This window comes from Pantoea sp. Ft-CA_14, from assembly GCF_024520875.1.
GTDB lineage: Bacteria > Pseudomonadota > Gammaproteobacteria > Enterobacterales > Enterobacteriaceae > Pantoea > Pantoea agglomerans.
The window spans coordinates 376555-403223 of the sequence record NZ_JALNPM010000001.1; the positions used below are offsets into that span (position 1 = coordinate 376555).

Consider the following 26669-nt stretch of genomic DNA (forward strand, 5'->3'; position numbering starts at 1 on the left):
GATGCTGATGAATATTGACTGGCAGATACTGGGCTTCGGGGATGAGGGCTGGGGTGGCGTCCTGCTTAACGCCGCCGCCGTCACCGTCAGCGTGTCACTCTGCGCCTGGCTACTGGGTGCGTTGCTGGGCAGCGTGCTCTGCTGGATGCAGATTGCCGGTTCACGCTGGCAGCAGCGACTGGCGGCAGGCTACATCACTCTGTTTCGCGGCGTGCCGGAACTGCTGGTGATCTACCTCTTCTATTTCGGTGGAAGACAGGTGGTCTCCACCGTGGGCACCGCGCTGGGCTTCCAGGGACCGTTCGATGTGAACGGTTTTGTGGCGGGCGCGATTGCCATCGGGCTGATCTCCGGTGCCTATCAAAGCGGGGTATTCCGTGGCGCCTTCTACGCTATTCCCGGCGGAACGCTGGAAGCGGCGACCGTGACCGGCATGGGACGGCTGATGATGTTTCGCCGCATTATCGTGCCGCAGGCGTTACGCACTGCGCTGCCCGGCATGGGCAACCAGTGGCAATCGGTGATCAAAGAGTCGGCGCTGGTCTCGGTAACCGGACTGGTGGAAACGATGAACCAGGTCTCCACCGCAGCCAACTCCACCCAGATGTCCTTTTTCTTCTACAGCGTGGGGGCGGTGATCTACCTGATTATCACCACCTGTTCCGATATGGTTTTCCGCTACGTGGAAAAGTTTGCGATGCGCGGTCAACAGAGCGTGAAGGGGTAAGGAGTCCACGTGGATATGATGTTTTTACAGCAGACGCTGCTGGCGCTGCTGAAAGGATTGCCGCTGACCATCAACCTGGCGCTGCTCTCACTCTTTGGCGGCGGCGTGCTGGCGCTGCTGCTTAACCTGCTGCGCATGACGCGTGTCGGCAGCGTTTTCTGTCGCTTCTACGTCTGGCTGTTTCGCGGTACGCCACTGCTGATCCAGATCTTTATGGTCTATTACGGCCTTGGCAGTTTACCGGCGGTGCGGGAAAGCCTGTTCTGGCCGCTGCTGCGCGATCCCTACTGGTGCGGCTTGCTGGCGCTGATTCTGAATGATGCCGCCTACACCTCGGAGATCCTGCGCGGCGGCCTGCGCGCGGTGAGTCAGCAGTCGCTGGAGGCCGCTAAAGTCTCGGGCATGTCGTCGTATAAAATCTTTACCCGCATCACCTTACCGATTGCGATTCGACAGGCATTGCCGGCCTACAGCAATGAGATCATCTCGATGATCAAAGCAACGTCGCTGGTCAGCACTATCAGCCTGATGGAGATGACCGGCATTGCCGACTCGATAGTCTCTTCCACTTTCCGGGCGCTGGAGGTGTTCCTGAGCGCGGCGGTGATCTACCTGATACTCACCATACTGGTCAGTAAAGGCGTATCGATGCTGGAACGACGCTTATCACCTTACTATTTTGGAGCACGCTCATGACCGCCCCTACCATCATGCTGAGTCATCTCAGAAAGAGTTATGCGGGACACGAAGTGCTGCACGACATCAGCCTGACCGCGCAGGATGGCGATGTGATATCGCTGATTGGTGCCAGTGGGTCGGGCAAAAGTACGCTGTTACGCTGCATCCCGTTTCTTGAAGTACCACAGGCGGGTGAAATTGCGGTAGGCGAGGTGAACGTTACGCTGGATAACGCCGACGAAAAACTGAGCCGCGAGCAGCGCCGTCGCATCAAGCTGATGCGAATGCAGCTCGGCTTTGTATTTCAGAGCTTCAACCTGTGGCCGCATAAAACGGTGATGCAGAACATCATTGAAGCGCCGGTTCATGTGCAGAAGCGCAGCCATAAAGAGGCGATTGAAGAAGCAGAAGCGCTGCTCCATAAAGTGGGACTCTATGCAAAACGCGACGCCTGGCCGTCACAGCTTTCCGGCGGACAGCAGCAGCGTGTGGCGATTGCACGGGCGCTGGCGCAGCAGCCGAAAGCGATACTGTTCGATGAGCCAACTTCAGCGCTGGATCCGGAGCTGGTGGGCGAAGTATTGCGGGTGATCCGCAGTCTGGCGGAAGAGGGACGTACCATGATTATCGTCACCCATGAAATGGGCTTTGCACGTGACGTGTCGAACAAAGCGGTGTTTCTGCACCAGGGCATGATTGAGGAGTCCGGTTCACCGGAGCAGGTGTTTCTCGATCCGATCTCGCCACGCTGCCGCGCCTTTGTAAATAGCCACTTTGAGCGCAATGCAGGCTGAAGCGGCATTCTGATAAGGCTGACGCGCGGAAATTTCATGTTTTGAGATCACAAAACCCCGGAAGATTTCCCGGGGTTTTTTTAATAGCCGCCAGACCACGTTATCCAGAACGATCAGCGCGATCTTACGCCCGGTCCTGAGACGATGCAGCAGCAGGGCGGCCCGCTTCAACCATTGCCTGCCATTGCTGATAGCTGGGGCGGCTCTGGATTTTTGCATACCACGTTTTCAGGGCGCGACACTCGTCAGGAACAGCAAGATTCACCAAAGCCGCGAAAATCATTCCGCCGGTTACGGCGATATCCGCCATCGAAAATGTATTGCCCGCGACATAAGGCTGCGAGCGTAAAACGCCGTCAAAGTAGTGCATCCCTCTGATGGCCTTTTCACGCATCTTCGCACCCCATTCCGGATTCTGATAGAGCTCCACCTCCGGCCCCAGTCCTGCTGTGGCATGATGGAAATAGACGCTGACCGCATCAAGAAATTCGATCTCAGCCCGTTTGGTCATCATATGGATAACGCCTTTTTCTGCCGGCGAGACGCCAGTCAGAACAGGATTGTCATACAGCACATCGAGATATTGCGTAATGGCGGTGCATTCAGCGATCAGCGTTCCGTCATTCAGCGCTAGAACCGGCAGTGTTCCTGAATAATTGATCGCTAAAAATTCAGGTTTTTTATGCTCACCTTTCCACAGGTTGACCGGAATAAATTCGACCTCAGAAAGTAATCCCTTTTCCGCCAGCGCAATCCTGACCCGTGCAGGATAAGGGCCATCATACCAGTCATAAATCTTCATGGCGGGGAGTGACGGAACTGCAGATGCATTGTGGATATCAGTCATGATTAAGTTACCTACCTGTCAATTGGTAGGTGGATTGTGATGCCGAACTTTTCTCCTGTCAACCCCTGTCTACCAGTTGGCAGGTAAATATTTTCCCCTTATAATGCGTCTTCACCTCCTGAAGGAAAACTGAGTTATGAGCCTGAACGCGCGTGAAGCCATTCTGGCCGCAGCAAAAAGTGCTGCCCAGAATCATGGCTATAACGGGATTAATTTTCGCAGTATCGCTGACGAGGTAGGCATCAAGAATGCCAGTATCTATTATCACTTCGCCAGTAAGGCCAATCTGGGTGCCGCGGTTGCCAACCGATACTGGCAGGATACGGCTGAGGATTTAAAGACTATACGCGAGCAAAGTGCCTCATCGGATGAAGCGTTGCAGCGCTATCCGCAGATTTTCCGCAAGTCGCTTGAAGATGCCAACCGGCTCTGTCTCTCCAGCTTTATGGCGGCGGAATATGAAGATCTGCCCGAGGAAGTGAAGCGTGAGGTTCAGTGTTTTGTCGATGCGAACGTCGAGTGGCTGACAGAGGTCCTTTGCGAAAAGTCGCCCGATAACGCGGAGAAAAATGCGCAGCGTGCGCTGGCAATTTACACCGCAGTTGCTGGCGCGCAGTTAATAGCCCGCACGCGCCAGGATATAACCATTTTTGATAACCTGATTGCGACCTATCAGGAGAGCGGCCTGATTCCGCTGTCACACTGAATTAAAACGACACCGCGCCTGAAAGAGATGCAGGCGTCAGCACTCAGAGCTTCAGGGCTATCAGTGAAAGCAGCAGTGAGCATTCAGGGTTAAATCGCACTATGGCGCAAGCCGCCTGCCAGTTGTGTGAACACGTCGATCATCTTTGGCAGCGCCTTTTCCGGCTCGCTGCTGGAAGCGACCCACAGTGCGGCATTCAGCGCCGCGCTGTTCAGCAGATGAGCGGCGGCATCGGCGTCGACCGGCTTCATTATCCCGCTGTCGATAAGACGGGTAATCGTTTCACGCGTGGCTTCCAGGCAGCTGTTCTGGCTGGGCCATTGGGAAGGATCTCCCAGAAAAGCCGGGCCATCGCGCAGCACAATGCGTTGCACTTCGGCATCCATTGCCATGCGGATGTAGGCGATGCCTTCAGCCACCAGCTTTTCCCACGCATCGCTCACCCCAGACGCTGCCGCTTTAGCCTGCTGGGCCATTTCGCCATCAACCTGTGCGACGACCGCCGCAAGCAGCCCCTTTTTATCACCAAAATTGTGGTAGAGCGCCCCGCGTGTCAGACCTACGCTGGCCGTCAGTTCATCCATTGACGCAGCGGCAAAGCCTTTTTCGGCAAAGGCTTTGCGTGCTGCTGCAATCAGTTTTGCCCGGTTCTCTTCCATTGTTTCAGCGCGACGTTTAACGGCCATACACTCTCCTTTCACATACGCAAGGTATATTAATTGACATACTCGGCGTATGTGTGATTAATGTGACATACGCCGCGTATATTAAATCAAACTCGTGTGCGCTGCATCCTGCAATCCGCTAAAGGCTATTGAGGAAATTCTATGATCACCCGCGAACCCATTTTTCCTGCTAATCGTCACGCTCTCTATGAGCAACATGGTTATTCAGCGGCTATCCGCTCAGGCGATCTGCTGTTTGTCTCTGGTCAGGTGGGCAGCCGTGCCGACGGCACGCCGGAGCCCGATTTTGCTGCTCAGGTAGAACGGGCATTTGAAAATCTGGCAGCCACGCTCGCTGCGGCAGGGTGTACCTTTGACGATCTGATCGATGTCACCACGTTTCACACCGATCCGGAGCAACAGTTCGAAACCATCATGCAGATAAAGCAGCGCGTTTTTCCGCAGCCTCCTTATCCTAACTGGACAGCGGTGGGTGTGACGTGGCTGGCGGGATTTGATTTTGAAATTAAGGTGATTGCGCGCATTCCCGATCAACGGGACCAACGGAGCCTGTCACAGAGTGCATAAAGCATGAGTGGCAATCTGCCTGGCCTGAAACGGGTAGCAAGGGGATAGCGAACGCGGTCAGCTATCCCGCTATGAACCAGGTGGAGGAAGAAGAAATGTTAACCTTCAGGAACATATATCGACATCTTCAATGAGTGCGCATCATTCGACATAAAACTGGAATAACTAAAGGTTCTCCTCACGCCATCCTTGCCTGTAAGGCACTTTACTCCGGAGACGGGCGCTGCGATGACATGCTGGTTCCACCATTCGCTGAATTCCTGGCACTCGTGCTCAAGCCGGGTAATGAGTGACTGAAAAGCGGGGTTGTGCGCATTTCGATCGTAGTCAGCATGAAACAGACCCAGCATTCTCTGGGCTTCCTGATGCCATGTCTCGCCGAACAGCGTCCGGGCCTCAGAGGTGGTCAGCATGAAAATCAGGATGTTCCTGTCTTCATCGGATAACAGGCTGAAATCTGTGATCAGGTCTGCTGCTGCGCTGTTCCAGACCAGCACGTCCCAGTGTGCGTTGGTAATGTAAGCGGGTTCTGCTAAGCCCTGAATCAGTTTTATCAATCCCTCAGTAATGACCGCGTCGTTGTCGGGAACGGATTTCCTGCGGGTCAGCGACTGCAGATGCAGTACTTCAACTTTATCAAGTTCAAGCGCCCGGCCAAGCGCACTGACAATGCGATCAGAGAGCGTCTCCACCCGTCCCTGTTCGATTTTCGTATACCATTCTGTGCTGACGCCAATCCTGGCCGCGACTTCTTCGCGTCTTAATCCCGGCGTGCGACGCCTTTCACTTGATCGTAATCCCTTGTTATCAGGCTTGATGCGAGCGCGGCGGGAACGCAGGAAATGACTTAATTCACTTTTTGGCTGCATGGGTTAACCTGGTCGTGATTTATACCTGTATAAAACTAGTCTATTCTCGCCGCTGTTAAGGCCTTTTATAGTCACCTTCTCTACATAAGATGAGGGTGAAACTATGAAAGCAGCTGTGCTCGAAGCGTTCGGGAAACCACTCAGCATTCAGGATGTACCGCCACCGATCCTCGGAACAGGGGAGGTGATTGTGGATGTTTTTGCGGCACCGATTCTTTCTTACGCCGGAGAGGTATTCAGTGGCGAAAGAAAATATCTTTTACCCCCACCGGTTATTCCCGGCTGTGGGGCAATTGGTCGGGTACGTGAAACCGGCCCCGATGCGGCCTGGCTTAAACCCGGCGACTGGGTTTTTTGCGATCCGACAGTCCGATCGAGAGATAACGCTCAATCACCTGAAATCGTATTGCAGGGCTGGAGTGCACGAGGTGAGGGCGGGCAAAAAATCCAGCAGTATCATTTGAATGGCAGCTTCGCTGAACAGATTCGTGTTCCCACTGAAAACGCACTGCCAATCGGTAATATCGATCCTGCTGACGCCTCAGCCTGGTGTGCCATAAATACGTTGCTGGTGGCTTATGGCGGTTTGCTGGCCATGGAGCTTAAAGCCGGTGAGAACGTGCTGGTAAGTGGGGCGACCGGTAATTTCGGTAGTTCAGCGGTTCTGGCCGCTATCGCAATGGGTGCCAGTAAAGTCATTGCACCCGGACGCAACCCGCAGGTTTTACAGGATCTCAGGAAACGGTTTGGTTCGCGGATAGAAACCGTCACGCTGAGCGGCATGGCCGATAAAGATATCAGCGCGATGAAAAGCGCGGCGGGTGGGCCAATCGATGCCGTGCTCGACCTGCTCCCGCCTTCAGCTGAGGCATCGGCGGCGCGCAACGCCATTATGTCGGTAAGGCCTTATGGTCGTGCTGTGCTGATGGGAGGCGTTGGCATGCTGGGCGGCGATGATCTGGCACTCCCTTATCCGTGGATCATGCGTAATCTCATCACGATTAAAGGACAGTGGATGTATGAACATGAAGCTGTTTACACACTGGTGGGGCTTATCCGGGCAGGACTGCTGGATCTCAGCCATTACGCAGTAACGGAATTTACACTGAGTGAGATTAATCATGCCATTATTCACGCCGCCGAAAATAGTGGCCCCTTTAAACTGACGGTAGTTCGTCCATAACTTTATGTAATCAACAAAGGTCTCTGCGCCTGGTTCACGCATCAGGGCTTCATGTCGCCCGGAGACCACAGCAATAAACCGTGCGTCCCTACATCGGGCAATCTGCACCGCAAGATGTCCACCGCCGCCTCCCGCAGCGTTAATCAATACGGTTTCCCCTTTAATGCGACCGGCACGTGGGGAAAGATGCAAAAGATTGGGGGCATCATGGCCGTTTTTCTGGATCAGCGACAAGGGTGTCCCGGGGTCATCGGGACCAGCCAGAAACGACATAATCCACCATCGGCTGGAGTTTCTCTCTCGTTACGCCAGCCTTTGCCTGAACAGCCATGCCCTGCGCTACAGTCATAAGGTATTTCGCTAACATTTCACAATCAGCGGATGAAGAAAGCTCGCCCTCGTGTTTTGCACGTTTGAGCCTCTCAAGTAAAGCCGTCTCCGAGCCAATGCGGCGAGTGATCAATTCCTGGCGAATGGTCTCAGCCCCCTCTGAGCATGCCAGAGCGCCATTAATACCGAGACATCCCCGGCACTGGTGGACAGCGCCGGTTTGCCAGCGTTAATTGTGGCCCAGTGTGCCGGCGCTGCTGCTTATTCATGGCTTCGCACAGGCTCATCTGAAATAATCAATTTAGTGTCGCATGCAGCTTTTCGAGATTGTTATCAAACAGAGAGGTGCAACTGGCAGATTAATATCAGACAAAACGATGCTAGAGGCCAGATCGCGGCGAGGGTTTAACCTTACGCCAGTACAACCCGCCCTTTCTTAAGCCCACTTCCGCAGGCCTATAACAGGTTTGTTTGCAGATATACCAGCTCACAGGAAAAACATGCTCTGGCTACTATCCAAATATGCGATTACGGCTTTTATGGTCGTGCTGATTTCAGAAGCGGCTAAGCGCAGCGATCGCCTGGGCGGCTTGCTTGCCGCTTTACCGCTAGTCACGATAATGGTACTGATCTGGATGAAGCTGGAAGGGGAGACGTCGGAAAAGATCAGTGCTCATGCCTGGTACACCTTCTGGTATGTGGTGCCGACACTTCCCATGTTTATTCTGTTTCCCTTTATCTACCAGCGTACCGGCTTCTGGCTGACGCTGCTGATCTCCTGCGCCATCACTGTCTTGCTCTTCACTCTCTGGGCGCTGCTTCTGAAGCGCTTTGGCATCATGCTCATGTGAAGAAATCAGCGTGCCAAAGAGAGTATTAACAGCTTTTGCACTGCTCAGACACTCCGGGCTTTCTGCATGACCTGAACCATCTGTGAGCTTCAGGAGCCATCAAGCCCCAGCGTTTCACGACGTAGTAAGGCCCAGTCAATCAGAGCAGTCATTGATGGCCCAAGCGCTTTTCCCAGATCGGTAAGTGAGTACTCAACACGCGGAGGGACTTCGGGATACACCGTGCGTGTCACGATGCCATCCTGTTCCAGTTGCTTAAGCTGCTGGATCAGCATTTTTTGATTTACGCCCTCAATCCGGCGCTCCAGCTCTGAAAAGCGCAGCGGGCCTTTAGCGGCGAAAAGCTGACAGATAATAATTGTCTTCCATTTTCCTTCAATAATCTTCAGCGCCTCGGTGGTAGCCTGAGCCCACACCAGTCGCTGCTCCGGAATATCACAACGCCAGTCTCTTTCCATACTTACCTTCAGGTTAGTAACCCACTATTTTGTCGGTTCTTGTTGTTTATTCAGTAAATATATAGGGTATCTCACTTCATCAAAGAATCAGGAGCGAAATATGAAAATCGGCGTAATTGGCACAGGTAATATCGGTGGTACCCTGGCACGTAAGCTCAGTGAAGCGGGGCACAAGGTAAAAATCGCTAATTCTCGCGGAGTTGATGGCGTGCGTGATTTTGCGGGTGAAATTAATGCAGAACCCACAGACATCAGGGGAGCGGTTACAGACGTGGAAGCTGTGATTCTCTCCATTCCGCTTCCGGCACTTAGCAGCCTGCCGGATGGGCTTTTCGATCACCTGCCACCCCATGTCCCGGTGATCGACACCAGCAACTACTATCCTGGCCTGCGCGATGCACCGATTACTGCACTGGATAATGGGCAGACCGAAAGCGAATGGGTTCAGGAGCAAATCGGGCACCCTGTGGTTAAAGCTTTTAATAACATCCTTGCCGACTCGCTCGCCGATCTGGGCCAGTCGCAGGGAAGTCGGGGGCGTCTGTCAGTTGCCGTAGCGGGAGATCATCCTGATGCTGTGCAGACGGCCATGTCACTGGTTAACGACACCGGTTTTGATCCTGTGTTCTCAGGGACTATCGCTGAATCATGGCGTCAGCAGCCCTGCACACCTTGTTACTGCTGTGACTGGGAAGCGCCCGTGATGCTGCGAGCTCTGGCGTTGGCCAGAAAGGGAGAAGGTCAGGCTCGGTTGCCACAGCTTTATGCCAGTTTCGCGACGCTGGGTGATGCGCCCTCTCATCAGGATATTATCGAAAACAACCGTGCCATAAACTGGCCGGTTTAAATCGCCCGGCAAGGATAATCTGTCTGCATTGAAGTTCTGGATAAAGATTGTTCTGAGAATATTTTTGCATAGTGGCTCTGGCTCAGGCATCTATCGTCCACGGCAGTGCTCTACAGGCTTGTCCTTAAGCCTGAGAGATCAAGATTACTCTCCGGCGAGTGCGGTAATAAAGTCACGATAGGTATGCAGTGGGCGGCCAGGCAGGGTGACCAGACGTTCCCGGTCGCCATCCTGTGGAAGCATCCCATCACTGACGTAACGCTCAGCCATCAGCCGCATTTCATACGCCATCCAGCGCGGCATAAACTCCGCCATATTGGCTTCGAATGCATCCGGATTATCTCCTCCATAAATTACCGGACGGCCCAGAAGCTGTTGCCAGGCTGCTGCTGCCTCTTCTCCATTGAGCGTATCCGGCCCCACGAGATTGAGCGTTTCGACCGGTAATTCTTCGCTGGCCTGGTCGCGCCTTATCAGTTCAATTGCCGCTACTTCAGCAATATTCCGTGTTTCGATGATTACAGTTACGGATTATCAGACCTCTTTACGGCCCAGATAACACTCTTTCATCAGTGACAGTTTTATGCCGATATCCAGCGCCGGCGATGGCGGCATAAAACTGGCCTTACCCAGCGACAGCATATCCGCAATATATGGGTTGTCCTGTTTCATCATGAAATCCGCCAGAAGATTGCCCGCCACGGTCTGTTTTGAAACACCTGCACCGTTACAGCCACTCGCCGTACAGATAAATTTGTTCAGCATGCCCCATTCAGGCGCGCCGTTTCGCGTGACGCCGATGGTGCCGGACCAGGTGTGGGTTATCTTTACGCTGCCGAGGGTCGGATAGACTTTATGAAATAAGCGCTGATGCAGCTGGGTTGCCTGCCAGGTCTGCGCGGCATTCACCTGACCGCTGAGTGCGGGTATCACGTGCTGGCGAATCAGGAAACGGCGGTCTGAGGTAAAACGGAAGGTTGCACCGGCAATCGCATTAACCGGCGTAAGCCCCCAGCTCTGCATGAGGGGCAGCGTGGCCAGTTGTTCATCCGTCAGCGGATCGGTAATGCTGGCGAAGGTCGCCATTGCTGCCTGACGCGAAAGTCCTGGTCGCAACTCTGGCGATAATGCGTTGGTGGCCAGCATCACCTTTGGCGTTTTGATGATGCCAAACGGTGTCAGCACTTCAGCCATGCTGCCGTAGCGAATCCCCAGCACTGGCGTGTTATCGAAGCGTTGAATATTTTCAGGTAAAGAGTGTTTTAGCCCGGCGATCAACTGCGCCGGATTAACCAGCACACAGCCAGGTGTATATATCCCTTTGCTGTAAAAGCGCGTGCCGAGTTTAAGGTAAAGCTCCTCGCTGTCTGACATCTGCCATGGCTCATCCATTAAATCGAGCTGGCTGGCGTACTCTTTTAAAATACGATCACTGCCACGTTCAGCCTGGCAGTGATATTTACCGACCTGTTCCCAGTCGCAATGAAGATGATGCTGAGAAATAACCTGCTCCAGCTGACGAATGCCTTCCTGAAGCAGGTTACGATAAGCGTTGGCCTTTTTTAATTCAGCGGTGGAGCTGCCAATATTATGAGGCAGACCGATAACAAACCCGGAATTACGTGCCGATGCGCTTTCTCGTGTGCTGTGCGCATCGACGATGATAATTTTCAGGTCGGGATTAATTTCAGCCAGGCGGCGCGCAAAGGCAATACCTGCAAATCCCGCGCCGACGATAACCCAGTCGGCAGTGATATCCTCTCGCAGCATGGGCTGCGGTGTAAAACAATGCTCACCCGCAGGCCAGCCCAGTTGATTGTGATTAAATGGTATCGATGCGTAGCGCAATTCCCTGTGCCCTTATCTGAAAAATAAAGCAATTTTATAAGTTAAAGCGGGATATCTGTGCCAGCGGTAATCTGATTATTGTTGATTTCAGACAAGTAAAATTTAGGTGGATGATTTTTGAGTTAACAACCAAAGGTGGCACGAATTTTCGAAGAAGAGATGATAACGCGACTGTTATGTGTTTTATTTGCTGGTGTCAAAGACCGAAACCAGTGATATGCAAAGCGGTATTCATAAAGCGCGAGCATGGGAGAGCGAAACGGAACAGGTCGCGCTGTTAACTGGCAATTTCGAGTAGGAATCAGCCCCTGAAACGGATAACTGTAGGGCATCAAAGCGTTTTATAGATTTCAGCAATGACCTGCATCGTTGCCTCTTCTATGGTTCCTTCATTGCGACATAAAAACCAGCCGTGGTTAGTCATCTCCTGCTCGAACGCTCTGGTGCAAGCGACATGCTCTTCCAGCCTGTGAATCACTGTACTCCCCAGCCCACGCGATCGTGCCGCGGCTCGTTCCCATGAAACTTCAGGTGCCGTGACCACCCCGACATACAGATCTGGCGCTCGCACATTGAGCTTAATGTTTCGCTGCAAAATCTCTGCAAAGGGCACCATCCGCCGAAACGCGGCATCAGACGGATACCAGCGATCCATCAGGATAATGCAGTTCCCGGGCTGTTTAGTGAGTACATTCTGTGAAATCCAGGCACGGCTAACGGCAAAACGTTCACAAATTTCCCGTTCAAGATCCACTGAGGGATTTCTGGCGAGCCTGTTAACCAGCGCCATTGTTTCCGACCTGAAGGGATCGCTTTTTTGCTCGCTAAGTCGGATCACCTTCCTGTTATCTGCTCTTAGCACTTGCGTAATGGACTCCAGCAGGGTGGTTTTACCGGTTCCCTTGGGCCCATCCAGAGAAATAAACAGCTGACGACTCATGCCTGGAATGAGAAGTGAGGAAAGATTTTTATGAATCGTGCATCCGGTAAAAACATCTTATTTTCCTGGTTTGAACAGCTGAACCTACATCGTTCTCTGTAGCAGTATGGCATGTCAGCGTGAGCATGATTTTAAACAAACCCTGATGAACACGCCGGTAACGGTTCTGACTCACGAGTTTATAGAACAGGATGTTAGTCAGGTAAGCTTAATAGTTGATGCCTGTGCGGTGTAGTTTAAGGGAAGCGTCTGGAAAACGGAAAAGATCGTGCCTGTTCTGCCATTTACCCATTCAAACGCATGTCCTTAATCGCAATAACGAGCCCTCAAAGGCAATCCTCCGGTACGTGCAGGAATCTGGCGAGTAGAAATTATCTATATTATGCTCATAAGCCCTTGTTAAATTGATCCTAATCCAATCCTGCCTAAGGTGGTTAAATGTCTGACGAAAGGGAAATCAAACTGGAGACTGCTTTAAAACTGGCGGCCGATCATCCAGCAGAACGACCTGAGTTTTACCGGGTACTGTTAGATTCATCGCTTTACGTCCTGGGTAGTTCCGGAGGGGCAACGGGTGATGGTGAGGTCGAACTAAAGGCGGGTGAGAATATCTCGATTCAGCACTGGGAAAAACCGGATGGAACGCCTGTCATTCCGGTATTCAGCTCGCTTGCCACCCTGCAGCGCGCCATCAGCCAGGAAAGTAAATACATGAAGTTGCCTGCCAGAGCCTTTTTTGAAATGACGCGGGGAGAGGGTGTGTTTCTTAATCCCAGGTCGGATTACGGAAAGGAGTTTGTGCCGGAAGAAATAGAAGCCATGCTGGCGGAAGGAACGGGTCGCCTGCCGCAGACAAGGGTGGTTGAGGAAGAAACACAGGTATTAGTGGGAGTACCTGCCGTTGTTCCGGACAGGCTTCTGAAAGAGTTATCAGCCTGGTTTGCAAAATGTCCCGGGGTCAGCCGTGCTTTCCTGGTTTTAATGCACGACCCGTCAGTCGATGATAAACCGCATTATCTGGTGGGGGTGGAAATGAGCGGTGATGTGCAAGAGGTGATGCATGGTGCGGGTCTTGTCGCAGCGGATACCTCTCCGGATGGGCAGGCGGTGGATCTGATGCGCCTTGGCCAGAACGACAAAGGTCTGGACTCACATATCAGGTCGCAGTTTACGCCATTCTATGTTCGGAGCATGAAGCAAAAACTAAAGGGCATGTTTGGACGCTGAGCGCTGAACGGCTTCTGAATGTTGTCTTGTAACCAGCGTAGTAAATCGGGGGTGACTTTGATCTCCGGTTTCAACAGTGCCAGTGATAGTGACTGAAATACGTGATCCAGGGCGGATTTATCTATGTCCGCTATGAGCGAGAAGGGGACTTTATGCTTCGGGCTTAATCAGGCGTAACAGAGCGGCCCTGCACATGCGCCTCGTCTATCTGAGTACGTGCGTGAAAGCTCACGCATCAAAGGCTCAGGCCTCGTTAAACCCCTCAATTCGTAAAAATTCTTATCAGCAGTTACCGATCACCGGGTAAATGAAAATCAAAAAGACCCACATTAATTGACGATTAGTGCGCTTAAGCACAGGATAATCCCTTTATAACTATACGGTGATTAAACAACATTAATCTTTCTTAATACATTCAAGTATCTTTACTTTTTGCGTGAAAATTGCACTCTTTCCACAGTGTTACAAAGTTGTTTTTCCCTCCGCATTCAGCCCGCTTATAACTTTATGGCGGTAACAAAAATAATACCGTTTATAAAAAGATTATTAAGAGGGATGAATATGAAAACACTGACAAGAAGACATTTTATGGCTTTTGCGGCAGGAGGAACGGTCGCGCTTGCGGCGGGTCAGGCCATGGCACATGACAACGGCGTAAAGACGTTTCCGGCAGGGAGCGGAGGACGAGATCCCGGACCACATGACCCTATTCGTGAGGCTGAAAGTCCGGACATCGTAAATCCGCCCGTTACCGACAGCGGAACGCTGCCAAACCTTCGCTTTTCTTTCAGTGATGCGCACGTACGCAAAGGAAGCGGTGGCTGGACGCGTCAGGTGACGCAGCGGGAGCTGGGCATATCTACGACGATTGCGGGTGTGGACATGCGCCTCAATGCCGGAGGTATTCGCGAACTGCACTGGCATAAAGAGGGGGAGTGGGCTTACATGACTTATGGCAACGCGCGGATTACCGCTTTTGACGCCAGCGGAGGATGGTTTGTTGATGATATCGCTGCAGGTGACCTATGGTATTTTCCGCCCGGTATTCCCCATTCGATTCAGGGTCTCGGTCCCGACGGCTGTGAATTTTTACTGGCTTTTGACGACGGAAATTTTGATGAGGATAGCACTTTTCTGCTGTCAGACTGGTTCAGGCATATTCCCCCGGAAATTCTCGCCAAAAACTTCAGGGTTCCGGTATCTTCATTTTCTCACCTGCCTTCACCTGATGATGAGTACATTTTTGCCGGCAACGTTCCGGGCAGCCTGGAATCAGACAGTATAAAAGGCGGGGTGAAGTCGAAAATCCGCTTTACCCACAAGATGCTGGCTCAGGATCCGGTACGCGCGCCGGGAGGAACCGTCAGGATTACGGATTCATCCAATTTTCCGGTTTCAAAAACGATTGCTGCCGCACTGGTGGAAATTGAGCCAGGCGGACTGCGCGAGCTGCACTGGCATCCTAACAATGATGAATGGCAGTATTACCTTGAAGGAGAGGGACGGATGGGGGTCTTTGCATCATCCGGTCAGGCAAGGACTTTTGACTACCGCGCCGGCGATGTGGGATATGTTCCTTTCGCTATGGGACACTACATCGAAAACACCGGTAAGGGACCACTGCGTTTTCTTGAGCTTTTTAAAAGTGATTACTATGCCGATATTTCGCTTAACCAGTGGCTCGCCAGTACACCACCTGAACTTGTCCGGCAACACCTGCATCTGGATGAAGAGTTTATGAACATGCTTTCACTTAAAAAGAACCCGGTGGTGAAGTAACTGGCTCAGTCGTTACCTGATTAATAAGGATTGACGCTGACTTATTCCTATTTAAATTAAAGTGTCCGCTTTTAGCATAAAGCGGACACTTATATCGGTAATGCAATATCCCACCTGCCACTTAAAATGGTGCAATAGCATCAGCATTGCTCTTACAGGGATGGGGAAGTCGTTACTAAACTGAGACAGCAGGGCAGTTAAATCATCATGAAGCATCTGCTATTAACAGGGGACATTTCCAGATTTTACCTGGTAGCCAGACATGAAAACGAAGTTTAGCTTATGTCTATCCAGCATCAACTATTCACTTTTCCTGACGATACGTCGTTAAAGTCAGTAAAGGTTAATTGAGCCGATGCCCGGACTCTTGCAAAGAATGGTACTTTTTATTTTGCCAGCAGAAATAATCTGTTTTCAAAAACGAACATTTAATCTGGCTCTGGTTATGCCCTTTATTGTTGCTACGAATTGCGTTTAATGCGTTGAGTGCCGGCTCTGCCTCAGCACCTTTATTGGCGCTGGCCGTTGCGTGCCTGAAATAAGTAAAGCGTCACTTTATTTCCAACGGCATTGCCTACTTAATAACTGGTATATAAGGAGATTTCCATGGCATTTTCAGGAACGGGCCGCGCCACGGTCATATCGCTGAAAAGCGGTTACCCATTGTCTCAGTCCACTGAAGGAAAATCACAATCTATTCTGAGCGAACCCGCTCTTATCACGCTGCAAAGCTCACCTTCTCAGATTTCTTCTTTTCAGAAACAGGGTGACGATCTCATTCTTAACCTGCACGAGAGCGATACGCTTCGCTATCAGAATTTCTTTACTGAGGTTGCAGGCCAGCAGAGTAAAATGCTTTTCCAGCAGGGAAGTTTATTTCAGGAGGCACAGTTCAGCACAGACGTTTCCGGCGATGCTCAGACTGTCACCACGCTGACACCTGTCTGGCAATCTCCAGCTTCTGCAACATCTCCAATGCCATTCCCTGCCAGTCCAGAGTCAGATCCCGCGTTATCAATCGTAGAGTCTACCCAAAGCCAGATTCTGATCCCGTCAGGCACGCCGTTAAACGGAGCAGCTGTCGCCCTGAGGGCGACGACCAGCGAAGCTGATTCAACCTTAACGCTTACGCCCCAGGTTGAGTCAGCAACAGCTTCAGATGCCCCCGCCATCTCCGACGCTATGAAGGCCAGCGCCATTCCATTACCGGCGCTGACTCTTGATCCGGTTACCGGCGACAATGCGGTCAGTTACAAAGAGGGGATATACGGCATTATCTTCACCGGCTCCGCCGCCCATCTCCCCTCCGGCACGCCGGTTGAACTGACCCTTGACGGCAGAACCTGGCAGGGCAGCGTCTACCAGGATCAGTGGCAGGTTCAGCTCTCTGACAGCGACGTGAAAACTATCAAGGATGGCAACTATACCATTCAGGTCAGTGCAACGGATCTGAATGGAAAAAGTACCAGCCTCAGCCAGAATCTGCTGCTGATTACCCACTACAACAGCAGCAACCCAAAAGTCACCGTTAACGACATCACGCTGGCGGATGCGGTACAGCATGACGGTCAGACCTGGTACGTTATCAGCGGCACGCTTGAAGCGCCGCTGCCGCTTAAGACTTTTGCGGTGCAGGTTTCTGATACTTTCCACTGGAATTATGCCGTGGTAGAGGCAGATGGCAGCTGGCGCGCGGAAATCAGCGCGTCGGAGCTTTCCCAGGGCGGCAACTTCCTGTCGTTTGGCGTGCTGGACGGTGCCGGAAACTGGTTTGAGCAGAGTGGCAATGTCACAGCCGACCTTATTACGCCCGTTGAAGGCGGCAATGGGGTTCCGCCGGTTATCGATGACAATCCAACGGATGGTGGCAACACGCCACCCGCCGATGGTGGCACGCCGATTCCGCCTGTCAGCACGCCCCCTTCTTTAACCATTAACAGTTTTACTGGTGACGGCGTGTTAAGCGCTGAGGAGAAGCTCTCCCCACAGACGTTCAGCGGCACCACAGCGAACCTCGCCGCAGAGAGCACGCTGACCATAATGCTGAACGGTCAGACCTATACCACAACGCTGGCCGCTGACGGCAGCTGGAGTGTTACCCTGCCGTCTGCCGATCTGCAGGTGCTGCCGGTAGGGTCTAACCACATCAGCGTAACCTTTGAAAACAGCGTTGGCGGTACGACCACCGCAAACAAAGTCATTACCGTAGAGGCGTCAGCACCGCCATCAGACGCTATCCCGCCACAGCCGACTATAGACACGCCGTTTGTCGACGGGTTTATGAACGCACATGAACGCTTCGAGCCTGTTACGCTGAGCGGCTCCACTGGTGTGACCGGGGCGGGCCAGAAGATCGATCTGACCGTAGATGGTGTTCACTATGCGGGCGCTGTGGACAGTCTGGGCAACTGGCTTGTCTCACTCTCCACCGGGCAGCTGATGGAAGCAGATTTAGCCGAGGGGAGTCATTCCGTTACGCTAACCGCCACCGATCGCTGGGGCCAGTCCGGTATCACGGAGACGACGTTTATTACCGATACGCAGGATCCTCTTGTCACGATTAATACCCTGGCAGGGGACGGGGTGATCGACAGTCATGAAATCAGCAGCCCGCTGGTGATCTCTGGCAGAGGCGAAGCCGGCAGCACGATTGAAGTTAGTTTTGGGGCCTCCCACTGGAGCGGCATCGTCGATCAAAATGGCCAGTGGCAGTTCTCAGTTCCCGCGGAAACGCTGCAGGGAATGGAGGAAGGGAGCTACCGTGCCATTGCTGAAACAACCGACGAAGCGGGCAACAAAGGTTATGCCTCAGCAGGCGTGCAAATCTTCGCTACTGAGGCGTTGCCGCAGCTGACCCTTGATCCAATCACCGGCGACAATGCGGTCAGTTACCAGGAGGGGATATACGGCATTATCTTCACCGGCTCCGCCGCCCATCTCCCCTCCGGCACGCCGGTTGAACTGACCCTTGCCGGCAGAACCTGGCAGGGCAGCGTCTACCAGGATCAGTGGCAGGTTCAGCTCTCTGACAGCGACGTGAAAACTATCAAGGATGGCAACCACACCATTCAGGTCAGTGCAACGGATCTGAATGGAAACAGTACCAGCCTCAGCCAGAATCTGCTGCTGATTACCCACTACAACAGCAGCAACCCGAAAGTCACCGTTAACGACATCACGCTGGCGGATGCGGTACAGCATGACGGTCAGACCTGGTACGTTATCAGCGGCACGCTTGAAGCGCCGCTGCCGCTTAAGACTTTTGCGGTGCAGGTTTCTGATACCTTCCACTGGAATTATGCCGTGGTAGAGGCAGATGGCAGCTGGCGCGCGGAAATCAGCGCGTCGGAGCTTTCCCAGGGCGGCAACTTCCTGTCGTTTGGCGTGCTGGATGGCGCCGGAAACTGGTTTGAACAGAGTGGTTACGTCACAGCGGATCTGACTTCTCCGGTCAGTGATAACAGCGGCGATCCGTTGCCACCGGTCACCCCCGATAATCCCACCGATGGAAGCAATACTACGCCAGTGGTCGATATTCCAGGTCAGCCTGCACCTGAAATTGATACGCCATTTGGTGACGGCTGGCTGAACCGTGCGGAGAAAAAAGAGGGCTCGATGCTGACCGGCACAACGGGCGTCACCGGCAGCGGTCAGACGGTATCGGTGATTATTGGTGGTAAACATCACAATGCGGCAGTAAGCGACGACGGTCACTGGAGCCTGCCACTGGCGCCGGGGACGATGAAAACAGGTTTCGGCAAGGGGCAGCATGACATTGTCGTGACTGCTAGCGACGCGGCTGGCCATACGGCTACGATAACGACCAGCTATCAGGTGGATGTCTGCGCACCCAAAATCGCTTTTACTCACCTCACAGAGGGGCAGCAAATCAACCTTGCCTCCAGCCATGATCAGCATGTATCAGGTACGGGTGAAGCCGGTGATATTGTTACTGTCAGGCTTGGCGACCACCAGTGGCAAACCAGTGTGACCAGCAAAGGCACGTGGGCCGTGCAGCTTGAAACGCTGGACGCACTCACGCCTGAACCGGGCGAGCACAGGATAACCGCAACTATTCGTGATGCTGCCGGAAACGTTAACCACGTTTCGCAAAACGTCGAGCTTTATATGGCCGAGCCGCAACCGAAGCTGAGTATTGCAACCGCAGCGCAGGACAACCTGATCAATGCCACAACTGTGATCAGCAGCAACACAGAAGATGGCAGCAATTCGGAAAGCCATAGTGCTATCACACTGGAGCACGCGTCTCTTCATCCTGATATGGCTGACAATCTCCATCTCTCTGAAACAGTAAACATTGAAACGCTCTCGCTTTTATATTCAAATCTGCACACCAGCCTGAACGGTGCTGCCGATGACGATTCGTTTCAGCTGAATGGTGCGCATGAGACGTTTGATTTTGCCACGCTTGGGCTGAGATCAGGCAACGCTGAGGTCATTAATCTGGGCGCTTTCAGCAGTAATAGCGTCAATCTGGGGCAAAAAGAGCAGTTGCCAATGAACGACAATGCGAGTGAGGCGCCGACGATAAAAGACGCGGACGGCAATGTGGTTACGCTAAGTAACATTGAAGGCGGCGTCTGGAGCGAGGATGGGCAGCGTATTAGTAACGGTCAGCAATACGACCTGTATCACAATGCCTCTGCCAGCCATGAAGGTTCGCTGGCTGATATCCTGATGCAACATAATCTTCACTTACAACTGGCTTAAATCAGATGGCCGGGGCGGATTTTCTTCCCTGGCCATTTTCCGCAATTAAGATTGCCAGTGAAGCGCATACGAGTGCCCAGCGTAGCTATTCTCTAATGGCGTGCGAACCTACGCTGCCGGTATAGGGAAGACTAACGTCAGGCTAATTTCCGCTATGAGCGAAAAGCGGACATTATGGCCAGATAAAATTCTGCTATCCCAATACATTGATAACTACTAGTTATGTTGAACGATGCAGTTCAGATCTTTAGGTAAATAATCAAAAGCATAACCTGTTGAGAATCGATACTATATCTCGGTATCACTTTCTTAAGATGTTGATAGATGGGCGCGTGTAAACAGGAGAAGGATGATGATTTCAAAGGAAAATGCAGAGCATTATTTCTGGGGCGACAATTGCGATGGTTGGTATCTGGTAAACCGTCAGGACATGCTGGTTATTCATGAGAAAATGCCTGCCGGCACTTCTGAAAAGCGACACTTTCACTCCGTTTACAGACAATTTTTCTTTGTTCTCGATGGTGTTCTTTCAATGGAACTGAAGGGTAAGATGCATAATATTAAAGCCCTGCAGAGGCTAGAAATTCCACCGGGGTCAAAGCATCAAGCCAGAAACGACACTGAGTTTCCTGTAGAATTTATTGTAATTTCGCACCCAACGACGCGAGGAGATCGTTCTGACCTTCCTTCATCCTGCTGACGAATTATGAACACCGCTATGGCTTGTCTTAAGGTAAGGACTGCGCGCCAGGTGTTAACTTAACTGATTATTTGCAACGCCTGCTTCAGGCACAAACCTGACCTGCATTCCGGTAGGTCCGCTTTGAGCGAAAAGCGGAACATTAAAAATAATGACATTGCTCAGACCCCATGTCCGCAGCTTACTAAAGTGAAAATAAAATGAACAAAAGCAGTCTTAAAGCGTTTTCCCTGTTACGTGTTCTGACGTTGACGTGTGTGCCCATGTTTTTACTGGGTTGCGCCAGTGCACTTTGCCCTTTTGGCACCACCGAAGGCACGATTCCGGACTTGAAAAATAGTTACTGGAGATCTACTGAAAAAAATCCGGCTAAGACTAATGAACAAGTCCTGGAGGAATGCACCCATGCTGCCGATGCTGAGGAGCAACGCCTTTCGCAGATCTATCTGCAGATGTGTAAAACCGGACGTTTAACCGCAGAAAATCAACAATTTGCACAGAAATTACTCGGCAATCCACTCTATTCTGGCCTGGAACCAGTAAAAGCCGTCCCCCAGCATCAATCAGATGATTCAGTTGAAGCTCAGCTGAAATGGTCGATGTCTTATAGCGATAATCCTCAGGAGTTCAAAGAAAATTGTGGCTCTTACATTGAAAATAACGCAGCGGAACGGTCCAGCACCATGCTGGGTTTACAGGCGGGCCGTTACAAAGAGCAGGTTTTTAAACAGTGCATGGCAGAAAACCATATGGCGCTCATTGTTCCAAGGACTGAATTCAGTCAATGCAAGTCGATAGGGTGGTAAGCAACCACAGGCCTGACCTCTATACCAGGCAAAATATAATGTGTCCGCTAAAACTCATCATCTATTTATGTCTGTAAACCGGGTTCATTAGCCGTGCCCAGCACACCGGGGTTTTTAAACCTGCGCCACCAGACAAGTAAGCATGGGAAGATGAGAAAATGATTACACTGAAGATTTACGCTCCGTACCCCAGAGAAACAGTGTTATGTGGGCAGATATAAAATTAAATGCGGGCTATGCTGCAGAATGTATGATCCCGGAAAAGCATTAATTATGTTGAATAGCGTTCATGCCAGGCGGCGCGCTTGCCGTTTACCTTCGGTCTGCACTATCTGATGTGATACCAGGATAGCGGTTAAAGGGAATAACACATGAAGTCAAACCATAGTATCTTTGTCAGGATAGGGTTAATTACTGGAGTGTTTCTGATTTTTATTTTCATAAAATATATTTTCGATGCAAGTCGGCCAATGCAAAGCGATGTGCGTGGCAGGCCTGTCCTTAATGTCTGTAGCGAATCTGTTCATGGTAAATTTAACCAGAATGGTGAGAGAGATAACTTATTTCAGGTAAGTCAGCAATGTTCAAATGATATACGGCCTGTTTTCAGTAACTATGTATCCATTAAGAACAATATTTACTGGGTGAGTAAAATTAATTACGAACACTCTCCCTGCATTACTGGGACGGGCGATACTTCAGGTTTAATTTATAACATCACTTCCTGGGGTTGCTTAACAGCAAAGCCCATGCAGGTCAATAAAATAGAAAAGCGCGATCTTTATTTAGTGGCTAAATACTCCTCTGCGTTTCGACCGGTTGATTACGTTAAGACTACCCGGCCATACTGGCAATCGGAACAATTAGCGAGCTACGCGCAAGATGAATCGTCTGTATATTTCCGGAGCGAGAAGATAAAAGAGGTTAACCCGGAAGATTTCCAGGTTATTTTTCCATTTGGAAAGGATGATAAATGGCGTATTTACAATGTCTTCAAAAGTAATGGCTCAACCTATGTCGGTGGCTATAATGTTGGTGATTTAGATCTGAGTAAATTTCATCTTCTTTCTGTTGTCTCCTGTCCGGAGCATGGGCTTACCAGATGCACGGGATATAGCAATCCAGATACCTTTTTTCGTGCGGGAAACTGGGGGCGCGGAGTGATTGGTCACATCGGGAATGATGTCATCTTTTTACAGCCTGAAGTGATCAGTCGCTTCTCAAATATGGCTTCACCAGACATGTTTATGTTTGCGTCATCCGAGCGTATTTATCTTTATAGTTACAGTAAATTTTACGAAGTGGTTGAAGGTGAGACAGGATTACAAAAGAAACTTGTCGAGATGGATAAACAGTATTTCGAGCAGAATCCATGATTATCTGGCAGGCAAAATGTGATCACGTGCTGTCACGTAAACATTATCTAATTAACATCCAGGTGAGTCTGTAATTGAAACTGCTCTCAGGGGGGTGGAAAACATCCGAATTCCGACACCATGGACTCACCTGTTTCTATATGTCTGGCTGAAAAGTGATACCATTAGCTCTTTTCATTAACGGTCCTACTGCCCCGATTCTGATTGATATGATACGCATCAATCCCAGTAAACCAGATAAGCAAGTGCGGCAGCTGAACAGAAGGCATAGGGGCTTAAAAGTAAAATATCCGAATAAGGCGTTTCACATATCCTGATAACAGGCCATGCCAGTACAACCAGCCACATGAAGAGCGCAGAGCACACGATAAAAAAGCTCCCCTTCAGGGCAGCGTCAGGATAAAATCGCTTTGAAATCATCGCTAATGGCATGCCGATTATCATTGAGCCCATCGTGGTGCCAATAATACTCACCGTAACAATGAAAAAATAAGTAAAAATTAAACCCATTACGGGTGTACTGCTTTTTCCCAAGGAAAGATAGGTTAAAACCAGTAATGAACCCACGACACTACTAAATATTGCTGATATCACAGATACCCTAATCCAGTTGTCGTTAGTAATGTTCGTCATAATTTTCTCTATGTCTGAGCAGCTATATTGATGCAGCGTACCCGCTTAAATTTTCGGCGCGAGGCTTGATAGCAAAACAGGCTTCCGGCACAGCATCCTTTTGCTGACCTGTGACGGGCATCCGGCAATAAGGACATTAAGGCCGCCTGTCAGGGTATTTAGCGCCAGGCCAGTGAGCGTCTCGCATCCTTAAGGCTGAATCGCTTTACCCTGCTCATTAAGCAGATCCGTCAGGAGAGCCGTTCCATCGCTTCCCACCCGAAATGCCCCATAACGTGCCTGCGCGAATCTGTCGGCATGACCTTCCTGAAAGAAATAAGCGTTAGTACCGACGGTCAGCGAGCCATAATGTTGATGGTATTTTACCCGTAGCTGATTCGGCTGCAGAGGTTCACCCTGATCAAAACGGGCCTGAGTCGCATGACGCTGCGCATCGAGGTCAACAATCAGGGTTCCGCTGGTGGGCAGGCATGACGCTGACAGGGTCGCGCCACAGGACTCAGCCTGTTGATACAACGCCAGTTCCAGTGGGCGGGTGAGGGCATAGTTCAGCGCCATATAATCACCCTGCATCAGGGATCGCGGGTCAACCGGGGCAAGAGGTAAAATCATGACCGCGCCTTGCTTCAGCAACTGCTCTTTTTGCCAGATACTGATATTGACGGCTATCAGCGCCAGCGCTATCACAGCGCCAGCCAGCCATCGGCCCTGTTTATGCATTCTCACTGGCACCTCCGATTTGTGCGGGTAATACTTTTTTGACTCCCCATGCCAGCCCCAGTAAAACCAGACCGCTGACCAGCAGCAGCAGGGATTTCTGCAGCAGAATTACCTCCAGGAAGTAATACCAGCCAATGACATACAGCACCATGAAACCGCCACTGGCCACCAGCAACCCCAGACTTCCCTGATAACGTGCCATCAGAATTAACCACAATCCCAGCCCTATACCCGGTGCATAGAGGGCGGCAGCCCCGCAGATAAGTGCAGCAGGCAGCGTGATAATCGAAAACAGCGGCTTGCTGTGTCTTTTCTGACTGAGTGCACTCAGCACTAAGCCAGCCGCGATCCCTGTGCCTGTCCCAGACTGAAGCGTGGAAAATTGCGATGCTGACCAGAGGAAATCCGTGAGATAAGCCGCGTTTATCCCAAGGAAACTCAGCAACATCAGACCACACGGGATGCCATGCTGCAGAGGATGTACCGCGTCAGCATACGGCCCTGCCTGTAACCTCAACTGATGACTGACAGTCCACATCCACAAAAATATAACCGCCGCCACCAGTACGGACACAGCAAGTCGTGCAGCCATCGGAGACAGGCAGATCCGGGCCAGAGAGTAGCCCGCCAGCACCAGGAAAAAGGTCAGGGCAGTGATGGCCATAAACCGATAAGTGCGGTCGGGCATCGCCATCGCCATTGCGGCCAGGATCGGCAAGGCAGTCAGTGAACTCAGCATAATAAAGCTGGCATCATTGCTCTGAATTTGCAGCAGAACACCGGTTATCAGCCCGCACGTTGCCGCAATCGCCCATGCCAGCCCGAGGTGATGTTTACCGTCACGCTGACTGCTTAACAGGCCACGCGCAATGGCGGCAAGCAGCAGCGAAGGAATAATAAGGGTGGCAGCATTCGGGTCTTCCAGCAGATCAGTGGCATAGAGCATCAGTATCATCAGTAACAGAATGATGATCGCTGCCACCCAGCCCCCAACGCTTAGCGCCAGCCTCAGATACCAGGGCAGGTCGGATGCGTGACCGCGCTGCTTAATTTCCTCAACCTGCGAGGCGCTCAGCAAACCCTGCTGACGCAAAGTGTCTGTCAGTAAGGTCAGCCTGGCCGGAACCAGATCGATTGGCCCCTTTTCAACCAGTTTGCGTTGCCACTTCAGCAGAATTGAACCATTTACCGCCACCCAGAACGCCATCAGGATGCCGGTCAAAAACAGATCACCCGTATCGTAGGCTAAAAGAAATAACTGCATTATTAGCGCACAGCCAACCACGGTCAGGCTGGCGATGCCCAGCGTCAGCATGCAGAGATCCGGATAGCGGTAACGGTACAGGTAATAACCTGCCAGCAGGGTGATCACCCAACCGCCGGTGATATTAGGAAGGTGGTCACCGCCACCCCAGTCAGAGAGGTTCCCGGCCACAATGGCGGTCAGCTGAAGCAGTAAAAATCCCGCCATGACTCGCGAGAACCAGCGGCTTGCCAGCCAGCTCTCGGGATGATGCGTTATCGCGCGCCACGCCAGCGCTTCCCTGACAATCAGGCAGGCTGCCAGCAACGCCAGATATCCGTAGAGCACAGCGGTCGGGAGCCTGGTTAAACTGTCAGACGCGGCCAGATCCAGCAGTGACGACGGCAGGGTGTTGTAATAGAGCTGGAACGCCAGATTAGCGACCAGCCAGCTGCAAAACCAAAGGCTGTTTTGCCGTGCAATCAGCGCCAGCGGCAGAAGAACGTATAACCAGGCCCGGAATAGCTCCCAGCTGTCAGCACCGGTCTGATAAATCTGTCCATACAGCGCAAAAAGGGCACCGAAGCTTAACCCTGTCGCCAGTAATGCGTTGCGTGCCAGCGTGCTGTACCAGCGCCACCAGACAATCACCGCCAGCGCGACGATCAACAGCTCGGCCAGGGCAAATTTCGCCATTTTCGGCAGCCAGGCCCAGTTCCAGGCAATAAAGAACACCGCTCCGGCAACCAGAGACAGTAATCCCAGACAGGAAAGAACCGGGATAAGAAACTGACGCCACTGAGCATCTGAAGGTCTGATTCCACAGAAAGCAAAGATACGCTGGCAGGTCTCCGGGGTCAGGCTTCCTCCTTTCAGCAGGCGTGCGATCTGGCGACAAAGATACTCTGCCGTCCGTGACGGCATCCCGGTGATGCCATCGGGTGCAAGCTCCCTCATTCTTTCCCTGCCTCTGTTTGCGGTATGACTTTGATGATGAAGTTAACGGCTGTTCTTCCCTGCGATCAATCCGCGTGTCGGTCAGTGACGCTCTGCTGAGCGGCCGATAATTTTGCTGAACAAATGTAAACATCTTTTCCAGGATATAACAGCGTAAATCAAAGGC

The 26669-nt window shown here is 51.8% G+C and carries 24 protein-coding genes; 14 read left to right on the top strand and 10 right to left on the bottom strand.

Annotation, left to right across the window (positions count from 1 at the left end; genetic code table 11):
* Position 1 precedes the first annotated feature (1 nt).
* The 3 genes from NR195_RS01825 to NR195_RS01835 are packed head-to-tail and all read left to right on the top strand — an operon-like array spanning position 2 to position 2199.
* A complete protein-coding gene (locus NR195_RS01825; protein ID WP_256843984.1) occupies positions 2–727 on the top strand; it encodes an ABC transporter permease in 726 nt (241 codons plus the stop codon).
* Positions 728–736: 9 nt separating this feature from the next.
* The gene (locus tag NR195_RS01830; RefSeq protein ID WP_033779991.1) at positions 737–1423 is read left to right on the top strand and encodes an ABC transporter permease; all 687 of its coding nucleotides are present in this window, start codon (positions 737–739) and stop codon (positions 1421–1423) included.
* Positions 1420–2199, top strand: coding sequence for an ABC transporter ATP-binding protein (locus tag NR195_RS01835; protein WP_010246775.1), 780 nt, complete (start codon positions 1420–1422; stop codon positions 2197–2199). Before NR195_RS01830 ends, NR195_RS01835 begins: the two co-directional genes overlap by 4 nt.
* Before the next feature lie 124 nt (positions 2200–2323).
* Here the strand turns inward: NR195_RS01835 and NR195_RS01840 are convergent, their stop codons facing one another.
* Positions 2324–3046, bottom strand: a complete 723-nt coding sequence (locus NR195_RS01840) for a glutathione S-transferase (protein ID WP_256843985.1) — start codon at positions 3044–3046, stop codon at positions 2324–2326.
* A 136-nt stretch (positions 3047–3182) separates the two neighbouring features.
* Between NR195_RS01840 and NR195_RS01845 the strand changes: the two genes are divergently transcribed.
* Complete coding sequence (locus tag NR195_RS01845) at positions 3183–3752, top strand: TetR/AcrR family transcriptional regulator (RefSeq protein ID WP_033773654.1); 570 nt, start codon at positions 3183–3185, stop codon at positions 3750–3752.
* An 89-nt stretch (positions 3753–3841) separates the two neighbouring features.
* Here NR195_RS01845 and NR195_RS01850 read toward each other — a convergent pair whose 3' ends face one another.
* On the bottom strand, positions 3842–4438 hold the full coding sequence (locus NR195_RS01850) for a TetR/AcrR family transcriptional regulator (protein ID WP_010246771.1): 597 nt from the start codon (positions 4436–4438) through the stop codon (positions 3842–3844).
* 141 nt (positions 4439–4579) lie between these two features.
* On the opposite strand from NR195_RS01850, the gene NR195_RS01855 reads away from it, so the two are divergent.
* Entirely contained in the window at positions 4580–5005 is a 426-nt protein-coding gene (locus NR195_RS01855) for a RidA family protein (protein WP_010246770.1), read from the top strand.
* 98 nt (positions 5006–5103) lie between these two features.
* Here NR195_RS01855 and NR195_RS01860 read toward each other — a convergent pair whose 3' ends face one another.
* Positions 5104–5874, bottom strand: coding sequence for a helix-turn-helix transcriptional regulator (locus NR195_RS01860; RefSeq protein ID WP_010246768.1), 771 nt, complete (start codon positions 5872–5874; stop codon positions 5104–5106).
* A 103-nt stretch (positions 5875–5977) separates the two neighbouring features.
* Here NR195_RS01860 and NR195_RS01865 point away from each other — a divergent pair, with 103 nt between their 5' ends.
* Together NR195_RS01865 and NR195_RS01870 are read left to right on the top strand one after the other, a co-directional pair.
* A complete protein-coding gene (locus NR195_RS01865; RefSeq protein WP_029519583.1) occupies positions 5978–7057 on the top strand; it encodes a zinc-binding dehydrogenase in 1080 nt (359 codons plus the stop codon).
* A gap of 830 nt (positions 7058–7887) precedes the next feature.
* Positions 7888–8238: a DUF3147 family protein gene (locus NR195_RS01870; protein ID WP_033768707.1), complete on the top strand. Its 351-nt coding sequence runs from the start codon at positions 7888–7890 to the stop codon at positions 8236–8238.
* Between the two features lie 89 nt (positions 8239–8327).
* Here the strand turns inward: NR195_RS01870 and NR195_RS01875 are convergent, their stop codons facing one another.
* Positions 8328–8696: a helix-turn-helix domain-containing protein gene (locus tag NR195_RS01875; protein WP_029519582.1), complete on the bottom strand. Its 369-nt coding sequence runs from the start codon at positions 8694–8696 to the stop codon at positions 8328–8330.
* Positions 8697–8796: 100 nt separating this feature from the next.
* Between NR195_RS01875 and NR195_RS01880 the strand changes: the two genes are divergently transcribed.
* Positions 8797–9543 (top strand): NADPH-dependent F420 reductase, encoded by a 747-nt coding sequence (locus NR195_RS01880; RefSeq protein ID WP_256843986.1) that lies wholly within the window; start codon positions 8797–8799, stop codon positions 9541–9543.
* A 144-nt stretch (positions 9544–9687) separates the two neighbouring features.
* On the opposite strand, the gene NR195_RS01885 is transcribed toward NR195_RS01880, so the two are convergent.
* The 3 genes from NR195_RS01885 to NR195_RS01895 form a co-directional block, all read right to left on the bottom strand.
* The gene (locus tag NR195_RS01885) at positions 9688–9966 is read right to left on the bottom strand and encodes an NmrA family transcriptional regulator (protein WP_244641231.1); all 279 of its coding nucleotides are present in this window, start codon (positions 9964–9966) and stop codon (positions 9688–9690) included.
* 111 nt (positions 9967–10077) lie between these two features.
* Positions 10078–11391, bottom strand: coding sequence for an FAD-binding oxidoreductase (locus NR195_RS01890; RefSeq protein WP_256843987.1), 1314 nt, complete (start codon positions 11389–11391; stop codon positions 10078–10080).
* Positions 11392–11722: 331 nt separating this feature from the next.
* Positions 11723–12331 (bottom strand): dTMP kinase, encoded by a 609-nt coding sequence (locus tag NR195_RS01895; protein WP_256843988.1) that lies wholly within the window; start codon positions 12329–12331, stop codon positions 11723–11725.
* Between the two features lie 438 nt (positions 12332–12769).
* Between NR195_RS01895 and NR195_RS01900 the strand changes: the two genes are divergently transcribed.
* The 6 genes from NR195_RS01900 (at position 12770) to NR195_RS01925 (ending at position 22950) form a co-directional block, all read left to right on the top strand.
* Positions 12770–13558, top strand: a complete 789-nt coding sequence (locus tag NR195_RS01900; protein ID WP_256843989.1) for an enhanced serine sensitivity protein SseB C-terminal domain-containing protein — start codon at positions 12770–12772, stop codon at positions 13556–13558.
* A gap of 561 nt (positions 13559–14119) precedes the next feature.
* On the top strand, positions 14120–15337 hold the full coding sequence (locus tag NR195_RS01905) for a cupin domain-containing protein (protein ID WP_182500524.1): 1218 nt from the start codon (positions 14120–14122) through the stop codon (positions 15335–15337).
* A 606-nt stretch (positions 15338–15943) separates the two neighbouring features.
* Positions 15944–20068: a BapA prefix-like domain-containing protein gene (locus tag NR195_RS01910; RefSeq protein WP_256843990.1), complete on the top strand. Its 4125-nt coding sequence runs from the start codon at positions 15944–15946 to the stop codon at positions 20066–20068.
* A gap of 352 nt (positions 20069–20420) precedes the next feature.
* Positions 20421–20768 carry a cupin domain-containing protein gene (locus NR195_RS01915; RefSeq protein ID WP_256844105.1) on the top strand — a complete coding sequence of 116 codons (348 nt, stop codon included), beginning with the start codon at positions 20421–20423 and terminating at the stop codon, positions 20766–20768.
* 200 nt (positions 20769–20968) lie between these two features.
* On the top strand, positions 20969–21574 hold the full coding sequence (locus NR195_RS01920) for a hypothetical protein (RefSeq protein WP_256843991.1): 606 nt from the start codon (positions 20969–20971) through the stop codon (positions 21572–21574).
* Between the two features lie 371 nt (positions 21575–21945).
* Positions 21946–22950 carry a DKNYY domain-containing protein gene (locus tag NR195_RS01925; RefSeq protein ID WP_256843992.1) on the top strand — a complete coding sequence of 335 codons (1005 nt, stop codon included), beginning with the start codon at positions 21946–21948 and terminating at the stop codon, positions 22948–22950.
* A 219-nt stretch (positions 22951–23169) separates the two neighbouring features.
* Here NR195_RS01925 and NR195_RS01930 read toward each other — a convergent pair whose 3' ends face one another.
* From NR195_RS01930 to NR195_RS01940, 3 genes are all read right to left on the bottom strand, one after another.
* Entirely contained in the window at positions 23170–23583 is a 414-nt protein-coding gene (locus tag NR195_RS01930; RefSeq protein WP_256843993.1) for a hypothetical protein, read from the bottom strand.
* A 189-nt stretch (positions 23584–23772) separates the two neighbouring features.
* A complete protein-coding gene (locus tag NR195_RS01935; protein ID WP_132499258.1) occupies positions 23773–24303 on the bottom strand; it encodes a GDYXXLXY domain-containing protein in 531 nt (176 codons plus the stop codon).
* Complete coding sequence (locus tag NR195_RS01940) at positions 24296–26503, bottom strand: DUF4401 domain-containing protein (protein WP_256843994.1); 2208 nt, start codon at positions 26501–26503, stop codon at positions 24296–24298. Before NR195_RS01940 ends, NR195_RS01935 begins: the two co-directional genes overlap by 8 nt.
* Between the last annotated feature and the right edge of the window lie 166 nt (positions 26504–26669).